9 protein-coding genes are annotated in these 9878 nt (G+C 75.9%); 4 read left to right on the forward strand and 5 right to left on the reverse strand.

All coding sequences use genetic code 11. The annotated features are described in order from the left end of the window. Both ACFV4N_RS20530 and ACFV4N_RS20535 read left to right on the forward strand, forming a co-directional pair. A partial coding sequence (locus tag ACFV4N_RS20530) for a P1 family peptidase (RefSeq protein ID WP_499674151.1) occupies positions 1 to 318 on the forward strand: 318 nt, incomplete at its 5' end. A gap of 11 nt (positions 319 to 329) precedes the next feature. Then, positions 330 to 899 carry a DUF4865 family protein gene (locus ACFV4N_RS20535; protein WP_499674152.1) on the forward strand — a complete coding sequence of 190 codons (570 nt, stop codon included), beginning with the start codon at positions 330 to 332 and terminating at the stop codon, positions 897 to 899. On the opposite strand, the gene ACFV4N_RS20540 is transcribed toward ACFV4N_RS20535, so the two are convergent. Then, positions 877 to 4149 (reverse strand): hypothetical protein, encoded by a 3273-nt coding sequence (locus tag ACFV4N_RS20540; protein WP_499674153.1) that lies wholly within the window; start codon positions 4147 to 4149, stop codon positions 877 to 879. The two genes, ACFV4N_RS20535 and ACFV4N_RS20540, sit on opposite strands and share 23 nt — an antisense overlap. 233 nt (positions 4150 to 4382) lie before the next feature. Between ACFV4N_RS20540 and ACFV4N_RS20545 the strand changes: the two genes are divergently transcribed. After that, a complete protein-coding gene (locus tag ACFV4N_RS20545) occupies positions 4383 to 5588 on the forward strand; it encodes an RNA polymerase subunit sigma-70 (protein WP_499674154.1) in 1206 nt (401 codons plus the stop codon). Here the strand turns inward: ACFV4N_RS20545 and ACFV4N_RS20550 are convergent. After that, positions 5476 to 6102, reverse strand: coding sequence for a DJ-1/PfpI family protein (locus tag ACFV4N_RS20550; protein WP_499674155.1), 627 nt, complete (start codon positions 6100 to 6102; stop codon positions 5476 to 5478). The genes ACFV4N_RS20545 and ACFV4N_RS20550 overlap by 113 nt on opposite strands. A 14-nt stretch (positions 6103 to 6116) precedes the next feature. Then, the gene (locus ACFV4N_RS20555; RefSeq protein WP_499674174.1) at positions 6117 to 7094 is read right to left on the reverse strand and encodes a GlxA family transcriptional regulator; all 978 of its coding nucleotides are present in this window, start codon (positions 7092 to 7094) and stop codon (positions 6117 to 6119) included. Between the two features lie 121 nt (positions 7095 to 7215). Between ACFV4N_RS20555 and ACFV4N_RS20560 the strand changes: the two genes are divergently transcribed. Further along, the gene (locus ACFV4N_RS20560; protein WP_499674156.1) at positions 7216 to 7968 is read left to right on the forward strand and encodes an aminotransferase class IV; all 753 of its coding nucleotides are present in this window, start codon (positions 7216 to 7218) and stop codon (positions 7966 to 7968) included. 88 nt (positions 7969 to 8056) lie between these two features. On the opposite strand, the gene ACFV4N_RS20565 is transcribed toward ACFV4N_RS20560, so the two are convergent. Both ACFV4N_RS20565 and ACFV4N_RS20570 read right to left on the reverse strand, forming a co-directional pair. Beyond that, on the reverse strand, positions 8057 to 8506 hold the full coding sequence (locus tag ACFV4N_RS20565) for an Lrp/AsnC family transcriptional regulator (protein ID WP_499674157.1): 450 nt from the start codon (positions 8504 to 8506) through the stop codon (positions 8057 to 8059). Then, entirely contained in the window at positions 8503 to 9630 is a 1128-nt protein-coding gene (locus ACFV4N_RS20570) for a M24 family metallopeptidase (RefSeq protein WP_499674158.1), read from the reverse strand. The genes ACFV4N_RS20565 and ACFV4N_RS20570 overlap by 4 nt, the downstream gene beginning before the upstream one ends. Between the last annotated feature and the right edge of the window lie 248 nt (positions 9631 to 9878).

Raw genomic sequence — 9878 nt, forward strand, 5'->3', positions numbered from 1 at the left:
CCGTTCAACACGGTGATCGGCGTGGTCGCGACCAACGCCCGGACCGCGCCGTACCCGCTGGCCGCCGCCGCCCAGGAGGGGTTGGCGCTGGCCGTCCGGCCCGCCCACGGCCTCACCGACGGCGACGCGGTCTTCGCCGCCGCCACCGGCTCCCACGACGCCGACCCGCGCGCCGTGGCCGCCGCGGCGAGGGCGGTCTTCGCCCGTGCGCTCGCGCACGGGCTGCTGAACGCGGAGTCGGTGACCACGCCGTGGGGTCACCTCCCCGCCTACCGCGAGCTGTACCCGCGCACCGCGACCAACTACCGGGGGACCTGACCATGCAGGCCATGCACTACGAGATCACGCTGCCCGCCGACTACGACATGAAGATCATCCGGAACCGGGTGGCCACGAAGGGGTCGTTCACCGACGGGTTCCCCGGCCTGGGTCTGAAGGCCTACTGCGTGCGGGAGCGCGGTGTCGACGGCTCGCCGGTGAACCAGTACTCGCCGTTCTACCTGTGGCGCAGGCCCGAGGGCATGAACAGCTTCCTGTGGGGGCCGGGTTTCGCGCGGTTGAGCGCGGACTTCGGCCGCCCGGTCGTGCGGCACTGGGCCGGCCTGGCCTTCGCGCGCGGCCCGGTCGCCGAGCCGACCGGGGCCACCAAGCGCGTGTGGTCCCTGTCCGCCGACGCCGACCCGGCCGAGGCGGTCCACCGGGCCGTGGAGGAGCTGGAGCGGGTCGGGGGCCACCCGGCGCTGCACAGCACGGCGGTGGCCGTCGACCCCCGGCGCTGGGAGCTGGTCCACTTCAGCCTGTGGGGTGAGCTGCCCGAGGCGGACGGCGAGGTCCGCTACGAGGTGCTGCACGTGTCGCGGCCGGAGCTGGACGGCCTCAGCGAGGGCCGCCACTGGTAGGGCCGCCACCGGTGGGGCCGCCGGCATGGCGGGCGCGGAGGCGCCGCTCGTAGGGCACCGACAGGTAGCCGACCAGGTCGAGCACGCCGCCGCTGGTGCGCTCCAGCTCGCGGGCGAGGCCGAGGACGCCCCGGTCGACGCGGTCCATGAGCCACGCCAGCAGCACGACCACGACGTCGGCGAGCATGCCGACCTGGGCGGGCACGTCCTCGCGCCGGCCGGCGGTGACCGCGCTGGCGAAGTCGGTCATGCCGCGCTGGGTCAGCTCCCGGGGCCCGGTCTCGATGGCGCGCTTCATCGAGTCGACCACCAGCGGCACCAGCGACGCCCACACGGGGCGCGGGGCGACCTCGCAGATCAGGCCACCGCACAGGGCCGCGGTCCACAGCGCCTCGGGGTCGCCGGCGCGCACCGCGCCCACGGCCAGGTGCGGCAGCAGTTCCGCGCCGCGTTCCCACGCGCCGGTGGCGACGAGCTTCTCCACGGCGTGCCGGTAGTGGCCCAGCGCCTCGGCGTGCTCGCCCTGGGCGGTGAGCACGCCGCCGAGGTCGTCGTGGAAGAGGGCGACCTCGGCGGCCGCGTCGAGCTGTTCGGCGCGGGCCAGTCCGGCCGCGGCGCACCGCCGGGCGCCGTCGAGGTCGCCGAGGTCGCGGTGGCAGGCGACGAGGCGGCGCAGCGCGGCCAGTTCGCCGGGTCCGTCGTCCTGGGCGCGGAACAGCTCGGCGGCCCGCTGACCGGCGTGGACGGCGGCGTCGAGGTCGCCGGCCGCGCGTCGCCGGTCGCACTCGTCGAGCTTGAACGCGGCCTGCCGGGCCCGGTCGCCGAGTTCCTCGGCCAGGTCGTGCCCCTCGACGGAGCGGCGCAGGGCGGTCTCGGGGTCGTCGTCGCCGATCTCGTTGAGCACGGTGACCGATTCCAGCAGACCGGCGCGCGCGCCTCGCGCCCGGTGCTCCTCGTGCGCGGCCAGCGCCGCCCGTCTCGCCTCGTCGGTCCGGTCCTCGCGCATCAGCAGCCTCGCCATCCGCACCAGCACGTCCGCGCGGTCGCGGCACGCGTCGCCAAAGCCCACACCCCGTTCGAAGTCGGCGAGGGCGGCGGCGCATTCCCCGCGCCGCTCGGCCCGCGCCCCGGTGAGCACGTACCTGCGGGCCCAGCGCTCCTCGGCGCCCTCGGCCAGGTCGGGCAGCACCGCGTCGACCCGCTCGACCAGGTCGGCGACCCGCGCGTCGTCCTCCTCCAGCGCCAGCTCGGCCAGCAGCAGGTCGGCGTAGGCGGGGGTGTCGGTGGCGCCCGCCGACTCGGCCACCGCGCGCAGCGAGGCCATCTCCCGGCGCAGCACGCGGGCCGCCGCGCCGGTGGTGTGGTCGCGGGCGGCGGCGGCGAGCAGCTCGCAGGCGGTCAGCGCGGCCTCGGTGTCGGTGGTGGACCGGTCGCGCCACTCGTCGAGCCTGCCGTTGACGGTGCCCACGTACAGGTAGGACCGCTCGATGCCGCCGGGGGTGCCGGTGTTGACGATGGCGTGGGCGGCGGGCGTCTCCTCGGCGGTGAGCCGCCGCACGACGGTGCGGGCGAACCCGGCGGCGAGGTTCGGCGGGATGGTCCACAGCGCGCCGATGTAGCCGCGGGCGCCGGCGAGGGTGAACTCGCGGCCCAGGTCGGTCCACGAGCGGCAGGAGTTGTTGAACACGATCGGCCGGTGCGGCAGGCGCACCGGCACGTCGTGGTCGGGCAGCTCCTCGCCGCCGAGCACGATGGCGTGGTCGGTGTCGTGGGTGTTGAAGAACACCAGCTCGACGGGCAGGCGGGTGGTCAGCTCGCGCAGGGCGGCGATCGACGAGTCCGCCTCGGGCAGCACGATCGAGTGGGTGTGGTGGCCCAGCGACGCGGTGGTCTCGGGCAGCTCGCGGAACACGCCGTGGTCGAACACGAGGCCGAACGCGCCGGGTTCGCGCGCCACGCCCGCCCGGTGCAGCTCGGTGAGCACGACCAGCGCCGGGTCGGCCACCACGTGCCCGATCGGTTTGCGCGCCCAGGTGGCGTCGGCGGTGCGCACGAACGGGTAGGGCAGGCCGGTGGTGAACGCGGTGAGCCTGCTGTCGCCGACGTCGGCGACCGCCTCGGCGGGCACCTGCGCGGTGACCACGGCCTCGACCGCCGCGTACGGGTCGTGGCCGCCGGTGGACAGGTAGCGCCACAGGGCCTCGACGAACCCGATGCCCTTGACGGCGTCGCCGATCGCGCCCGCCGCGGCGGTGACCCGGTCCTGCTCCTCGGCGACGACCCGGGCGACCTCGGTCAGGTCGGGGCGGGGCGTGACGACCAGGCGTGCGCCGCGGTGGTGGGCGTAGAGGGCGGCGACCAGGTCGTCCGCGGCGCCGGTGCGCTCGACCAGGACGGCCTCGTCGCCGTCGGCGGGGTTGTGGTCGTCGAGCGGCACGGGCGGCGCGCCGTCGACCACGCGCAGCGCCGCGCCCGCGCGCCGGGCGGTGAACAGGGCGGCGACGGGGTCGGCGTCGGGTGCGACGTCGAGCACGCGGCCCGGTTCGCCGCCGCGCAGCAGGGCCCACGCCGCACCGGTCAGGGCGGGCAGGTCGGCGCAGCCCAGGGGCACGTGCTCGGGCAGGTCGAACGGCGGTTCGCCGGGGTCGTCGAGGAGCACGGCGCGGCGCACGCCCAGGGCGGTCAGCAGGTCCGCGACCAGCGCGTCGCGGCGGGCGTCGCCTCCCGGTCCCAGCACGACGAGGGGCGTGAGCCGGTCGCCGGGCAGGCACGAGAGCACCACGGCCGCCTCGAGCGGCCGGTCCGGGCGGCACACCACGGCGGTGTCGCCCACGTCGAACACCGGTTCGCTGGTGACCTCGACGGTCAGCTCCGACTCGCCGGCGGGCAGCCACGCGCACACGCCGCCGTCCTCTACCTCGCACGGTTCGGAGCCGGACACCAGCAGCCGCACCGAGCCGGGCAGGTCGAACGCCACGCCGTCGCCGGTCGCCGCGCCGGGCGCGCCGACCGCGAGCCGCCAGCGGGCGGGCGCGGGCAGGTCGAAGCGCTGCCGCAGCACCGCGCGCAGGCGCCCGTCGCGGTGCTCGCCGCGGTGCTCGTCGACCAGCAGGTCACGGGTGCCGCCGTGCAGGCCGGTGAGCTGCTCGGCCGCGTCCACCGGGGGTTTGCGGTGCGCGTCGAGCAGGACGGCGCGCAGCAGTCCCGCCTCGAAGCGGAACCGGATTCCGTGCGGGGCACCGAGGTCCACTGGCTCACGACCCTTGCGAAGCGAACGGCGAGGTCCACCGGAACAGGAGGTGGCGGGCAGAAACTACGCCACGGACGGGCCCGGTCGTAGGAAATCGCGCGGTTGGCGTGCCGATCGGCCTCGTCACACCGGTCGGGTGGGCCGGCGGCGAACAGTTTCGCGGCCCGGTGCCGTCACAACGGGTTGTGCGGCGTGCGACGGGCACGTCACCGTACGGATCGCGGAGGGTCGGCATGGGCGAGGTCGCGGGGGTCGGGGCCGGGGTGGCGGAGGTCGGGGTGGCGGAGGTCGGGGTGGAGGGGACGGCGGTCGACTTCGCCGGTGAGGCCGAGCGGCACCGGCACGAGCTGCGGGTGCACTGCTACCGGCTGCTCGGCTCGTTCGACGAGGCCGAGGACCTGGTGCAGGAGACGCTGCTCAAGGCGTGGCGCGCCCGTGACGCGTTCGAGGGGCGTTCGTCGTTCCGGGCCTGGCTCTACCGGATCGCGACCAACGCGTGCCTGGACGTGATCGGCCGCCGACCCGCGCGCGCCGCCACCGCGGGCGTGCGGGCCGACCTGCCGTGGCTCCAGCCGTTCCCGGACGTGCTGCTGGACCGCGCGGAGCCGGGCGCCGGGCCGGACGTCGAGGTGGTCGCGCGGGAGACGATCGAGCTGGCGTTCCTGGTCGCGGTGCAGCACCTGCCGCCCGGGCAGCGGGCGGTGCTGGTGCTGCGGGACGTGCTGGGGTGGCCGGCGGGCGAGGCCGCGGCGCTGCTGGGCGACACGGTGCCCGCGGTGAACAGCGCGCTGCACCGGGCACGGGTGGCCATGCGCAGGCACCTGCCGGAGCGGCGCGCCGACTGGTCGGGCGAGCCGAACCCGCGGGAGCGGGCCGTGGTGCGCGAGTTCGTGGAGGCCACGGAGAGCGGCGACATGGCGCGGCTCGCGGCGGCGCTGCGCGAGGACGCCACGTGGGCGATGCCGCCGCACCCAGGGTGGCACCGCGGGCGGGACGTGCTGATGGGCGTCTGGGCGCCGTTCATGGCGGGTCCGGAGGCGGTCGGCGAGTGGCGGGCGCTGGAGACGCGGTCGAACCGGCAGCCGGCCGTGGCGAACTACGTCCGCAAGCCGGGTGGCGCGCGGTTCGAGGCGTTGACGCTGGACGTGCTGCGGGTCGAGGGCGACGCGATCGCCGAGGTGGTCACGTTCCCGTCGGACCGGTTGGGGCTTGTCGGCCCGCCGGCCCCGCTGTGCGGGGCGGACCGGCACGGGGGGACCGCGCCGCCGTGCCGGTCGACGCCGGCTGTCAGCGCCGACTGTCGGCGCCGCCTGTCAGCGCCGTCTGTCAGCGCCGGCGCAGCAGGCCGCGGGCGTGGGCGACGACCTCGGCGGGCGCGGTCTCGGGCGACCCGGCCCGGTAGGGCGGGCGGGGGTCGTACTCCAGGACGAGCTGGGTGAACTCGGCCCGCTGGTCGCCCCAGATCAGCCCGACCAGGGTCAGCGCCATGTCGATCCCGGCGGACACCCCGGCGGCGGTGACCACGGACCCGTCGACGACGACCCGCTCGGCGCGGACCTCCGCGCCGAGGGAGGCCAGCTCGTCGCGGACCGCCCAGTGCGTGGTGGCGGGCCGGCCGGCGAGGATCCCGGCCTGCGCCAGCAGCGTCGAGCCGGTGCACACCGAGGTGGTCCACGTCGCGGTCGGGTGGACCCGGCGCAGCCAGGCGGCGACCGCGCCGTCGTCCAGCGCCTCGGCCCACCGGCTGCTGCCGGGCACCACGACCACGTCGGCGGCGGTCGTCCCGTCGAACGTGGCGGTCGGGGTGACGACCAGCCCCGCGTCGCACCGCACCGGGTCGGGCGAGGCCGCGACGAAGTGCGCGGTCACCTCCGGCTGGTTGGCCAGCACCTCGTAGGGGCCGACCAGGTCGAGCGCGGTCATGCCCGGGTAGAGCGCGAAAGCGATGTCCATCTTCTTCCCCCTCCTCATGCCGCACCGGTGGTGCGGAACCTGTGGCGGTAGCCGCCCGGCGTCACGCCGAGGACCCGCAGGAACGCGCGGCGCAGAGTCTCCGCCGAACCGAAGCCGCAGCGCCTGGCCACCGCGTCCAGCCCCTCGTCGCCCGCCTCCAGCAGCCCCGCCGCCGCCTCGACCCTGGCCCGCTCCACGTACCGGGCGGGCGGGACGCCGACCCGGAGCGGGAACACGCGGGCGAAGTGCCTCGGGCTCATCGCGGCGCGGCGGGCCATCGCCTCCACGGTCCAGGGGGCGGCCGGGTCGTCGGCGACCGCGTCGAGCACGGCGCGCAGGCCGGGTTCGCGGACCGGTGGCACGCGGGCGCGCACGCTGAACTGCGACTGGCCGCCGGGGCGCTGGAGGAACACCACCATCCAGCGGGCCACCAGGCGGGCCAGCGCCGCGTCGTGGTCGTGCTCCACCAGGGCCAGGGCGAGGTCGATGCCCGCGGTGACGCCGGCGGAGGTGGCGGTGGGGCCGTCGTGCACGTAGATCGCGTCGGGCACCACCTCGACCGCGGGGTGCTCGGCGGCGAGCCGGTCGCAGTAGGCCCAGTGCGTGGTGGCGCGGCGGCCGTCGAGCAGGCCGGCGGCGGCGAGCACGAACGCGCCCGTGCACACGCTCGCGACCCTCCTGGCGTCGAGCGCCAGGCGGCGCACGTGGTGCAGGAGTTCGGTGTCGCGGGCGGCGGCGGTGAAGCCGAAGCCGCCGACGACCAGGACGGTGTCCACCCCTCCGGGCACCGACCCGAGGTCCTCGGCCTCCAGCCGCAGTCCGCCGTGCACCGCGAACCCGCCGCCGGGGGCCGCCAACCGCACCCGGTAGCCGTCGCGCCGCCCCCGGCCGGCCCCTCCCCCACCGCCCCCGCGGGCGGCGTCGTGCTCACGGGCGGCGCAGACCTGGTCGGCTCCCGTGAAGACGTCGGTCGGGCCGGCGATGTCGGTCATCGTCGCCCCCTCGTACCCGACGATCAGCACCTCGCGCTCCACGACTCCCACCCTCCGTCGCCCCCGGGGCCGGCGGCAACGACGCGCGACCCTCGATTCCTGCCACGCTACGGTCGGCCCCGTGCTGAGGATCGAGATCGACGGCGAACCCGCCACCCCGGAAGTGCTCGCGCGCGGCCTGCTCGCCAACTACGGGCACTTCACCGCCATGCAGGTCCGCGACGGCCGCGTGAAGGGCCTGGACCTGCACCTGCGGCGGCTCGACGAGGGCAACCGCGAGCTGTACGGCGAGGGCCTGGACGGCGACCGGGTGCGGGAGCTGGTGCCGAAGGCGCTGGGCGAGGTCCGGGACGCGTCGGTGCGCGTGGTCGTGTTCGGCCTGGACGAGCCGTCGGTGCTGGTGGCGGTGTACCCGCCGGCGGAACCGCCGGACGTGCCGCAGCGGCTGATGCCGGTGGACCACACCCGGCCGCTGCCGCACGTGAAGCACGTCGGCGGGTTCGGCCAGCTGCACCACCGGCGGCTCGCCCTGCGGGCCGGGTTCGACGACGCGCTGCTGGTGTCCCGCGACGGCGTGGTGGTGGAGGGCTCGATCGCCAACATCGGGTTCCTCGACGCCGACGGCGGCGTGGTGTGGCCGGAGGCCGACTGGCTGCACGGCACCGCGATGGCGCTGCTGGAGCGCGAGCTGCCGTCCCGGCGCGAGGTGGTGCGACTGGAGGAGGTCGGCCGCTACCGCGCGGCGTTCCTGGCGAACTCGCGCGGCGTGGTCCCGGTGGCCGGCATCGGCGACGTCGGGTTCGCCGCGGACGAGGCCGGGGTCGCCCGGGTCCGGGCGGCCTACGACGCCGTCCCCGGCGACGCGTTCCGCTGAGCGGGGCGTTCCGCCGAGCGGGGGTTCCTCTGGGCGGGCGTTCCTCCGGGCGGGGGTTCCGCTGAGCGGGGTTCCTCTGGGCGGGGCGTCAGACGGCGGGCGGCCGGTCCTCGTACGGCGTGGACAGCACCACGGTGGTGCGGGTCGAGACGTGGGCGACCTCGCGGATCTGCCGGAGCAGCTCCTCCAGGGCCGTCGGCGACGCGACGCGCACGCGCAGCAGGTAGGAGGCGTCGCCGGCGACCGAGTAGCACGCCTCGATCTGCGGCAGGTGCTCCAGGCGCTTCGGGTAGTCGTCCGGGGCCGCCGGGTCGATCGGGGTCAGGGAGATGAACGCGGTCAGCGGCAGGCCGATCTCGTCGCCGTCCAGCCGCGCCGCGTAGCCCTTCACCACGCCGCGCTGCTCCAGCCGCCGCACCCGCTGGTGCACGGCCGACACGCTCAGCCCGACCCGCTCGGCGAGGTCGGTGAAGCTGCACCGGCCGTCGGCGGCCAGCTCGCGCAGGATCGCGCGGTCCGTCGGCTCCAGGTTCGTCACGCCGGCAGCACCACCAGCTCGTGCGGTCGGTTGTTGACGCTCTCCGAGCCGTCCTCGGTGGCGATCACGATGTCCTCGATGCGCGCGCCCCAGCGGCCGGGCAGGTAGATGCCGGGTTCGACGCTGAACGCCATGCCCGGCTCCAGCGGCAGGTCGTTGCCGCTGACGATGTAGGGGTCCTCGTGCACGTCCAGGCCGATGCCGTGGCCGGTGCGGTGGACGAAGCGCTCGCCGAACCCGGCGTCGGCGATGACCTCGCGGGCGGCGGCGTCGACGGCCTCGCACGTGACACCGGGCCGCACCGCCTCCACGGCGGCCCGCTGCGCGGCCTGGAGGACCGCGTAGGTGTCCCAGACGTCGTCGGCGGACGGCTCCCCGAGCACGTAGGTGCGGGTGGAGTCGGAGTTGTAGCCCTCGGCGACCGGTCCGCCGATGTCCACGACCACCACGTCACCGGCCTGGATCACCCGGTCGGAGACGTCGTGGTGGGGCGAGGCACCGTTCGGGCCGGAGCCGACGATGACGAACTCGGCGGCGGTGTGCCCCTCGGCCACGATCGCGGCGGCGATGTCGGCGCCCACCTCGCGCTCGGTGCGGCCGGGGCGCAGCCACTCCGCCATGCGGGCGTGGACGCGGTCGATGGCCGCGCCGGCCTTGCGCAGCGCCCGCACCTCGGCGGCGTCCTTGCGCATCCGCAGCTCGCGCAGCACCGGCCCGGCCAGCACCTGCTCACCGCCGATGACGTCCTTCAGCCGGAGGTTGTGCAGCGCGGGCATCATGTCCGACACGGCGTGGCGGGTGCCCTTGAGCGCCTTCTTGACCAGGGCGTACGGGTCCTCGCCGTCAACCCAGGTGACGACGTCGACCCCGAGTTCCCCGGTGGGCACGCCGGCGTAACCGGGGTGCTCCAACTTCGGCACGACCAGCAGCGGACTGCCACCGACGGGCAGCACGAGGCAGGTCAACCGCTCGAACGACGCTCCGCCCGCGCCGATGAGGTAGCGCAGGTCCGAGCCGGGTGCGATGAGCAGCGCGTCCAGGCCCGCGGTGGAGGCCGCGGCGGCGGCCCGGTCGAGTCGTGCGCGGAGCGCGTCCACGTCGACGGGCCCAACTGTGGTCGACATGGTTCGGCAGCCTAGTGGTGGTGGGGCGATCACACGTCACCCTGCGGGGTGCGTCGCGGCGTGGGACGGTGCTCGACGCGGGTTGACGGGTGAGCTGGGGCTATGCGGACGCGGACCACACCATCGGGTGATCATGTCCCGAAAATGTACGGAAACAGCGTTACGGGGCCGCGGTAGGACCAGAAGGATGCCTCGACCCAGAGCCCGCGATGCAGGCGCCGGGGCCAAAGACGCCCGCGGCCGCGCGA

Source organism: Actinosynnema sp. NPDC059797, assembly GCF_042732085.1.
Classification (GTDB): domain Bacteria; phylum Actinomycetota; class Actinomycetes; order Mycobacteriales; family Pseudonocardiaceae; genus Actinosynnema.